Source organism: Halorhodospira sp. M38 (assembly GCF_022227985.1).
In the GTDB taxonomy this organism is placed as follows: Bacteria; Pseudomonadota; Gammaproteobacteria; order Nitrococcales; family Halorhodospiraceae; genus Halorhodospira; species Halorhodospira halophila_A.
This window is the reverse complement of record NZ_JAJNQP010000076.1, coordinates 1-930: the sequence shown is the minus strand read 5'-3', so window position 1 is coordinate 930 and position 930 is coordinate 1. Positions and strand designations below refer to the sequence as shown.

Sequence of the window (930 nt, the reverse complement as noted above, 5' to 3'; positions counted from 1 at the left end):
GTGGGGTGAGGGGGCAAGCGTCGCTGGCGGGGTGAGCGCGCTCACCCGGAGGTCTCACCCTCATCCGCCATCGTCAGGCTGCGGAAGATCGTGCGTCCGAGCATGGCCTGGAGGTCAAAGGAGCTGACCTCGAAGCGCCTCCACGAATGCCAGAAGGTCATCCAAGTGGTTCTCCACGACATCCCGGACGATCCGCGCATCGACCTCTTGGTAGCCGTGAACCAGTACATTGCGGAAGCCGGCCATTGCCGCCAGGGGCTCGACCAGGTCGGCCTCTATGATGTTGTAGCGGCCCAGGTGCTCAAAGAGAGCGCGATTGGTCTCCGGTTCTCCCAGCCGGTTCGCGGAGACGACCTGGGAAGCTGCATCTAGCGCTGCCTGGATGGCCAGCTGCAGCGTGTGCTCGACAAAGCGCGTCTCTCGAAGGTCATGGCCGACCAGCTCGGGCTGGGCGAGCTCCCGAAGCTCCTGGACCCGGCTCTCGATAAAGGCCAGTTTCTTGTCGAGCAGGGGGTGATCGGTCACGCGGCGGAACTCCGTCGGTATTCCTGCAGGTAAGGCAGCAGGTCGAAGTAGCGATTCCGCGCGTCGACCTCGAAAGCGATCCGTCGTTCCGGGATGGCATCGAGCAACAGGATCCCATCGCGCAGGATGCGGTGCACCAGGTCGACCGGCGCCTGCTCGATGTCCACCAGGTCGATCGGGCTTCTGATGGCTTGCTCCAGTCTCTGAGCCAAGCGGGCGGCGGGGCAGACCAGCGCAGGCTCCTGTGGATCGCGGAAGAGGACGGCGAGGTCGACATCGCTATCGTCCCGGGCTTGGCCGGTCGCACGACTGCCATAGAGATAGGCGCAGGCTATGAGCCCACGCTCCCTCTCAAGCTGCTCACGCAATTTTCCTGTTAGGTCAGTGGGCTCCATCAAATCAGCT

Annotated in this window: 2 protein-coding genes; both read right to left on the bottom strand. The window is 63.5% G+C overall.

Translation table 11 applies throughout. The features are described 5' to 3' along the window. Positions 1-114: 114 nt before the first annotated feature. Positions 115-525, bottom strand: a complete 411-nt coding sequence (gene hepT, locus LRA98_RS12835; RefSeq protein WP_238634275.1) for a type VII toxin-antitoxin system HepT family RNase toxin — start codon at positions 523-525, stop codon at positions 115-117. Next, positions 522-920 carry a type VII toxin-antitoxin system MntA family adenylyltransferase antitoxin gene (gene mntA / locus LRA98_RS12830; protein WP_238634276.1) on the bottom strand — a complete coding sequence of 133 codons (399 nt, stop codon included), beginning with the start codon at positions 918-920 and terminating at the stop codon, positions 522-524. The genes hepT and mntA overlap by 4 nt, the downstream gene beginning before the upstream one ends. Positions 921-930 lie beyond the last annotated feature (10 nt).

Excerpts from the sequence above, each read along its gene's own strand:
- mntA (WP_238634276.1), bottom strand. The coding sequence starts at position 920 with ATGGAGCCCACTGACCTAACAGGAAAATTGCGTGAGCAGCTTGAGAGG.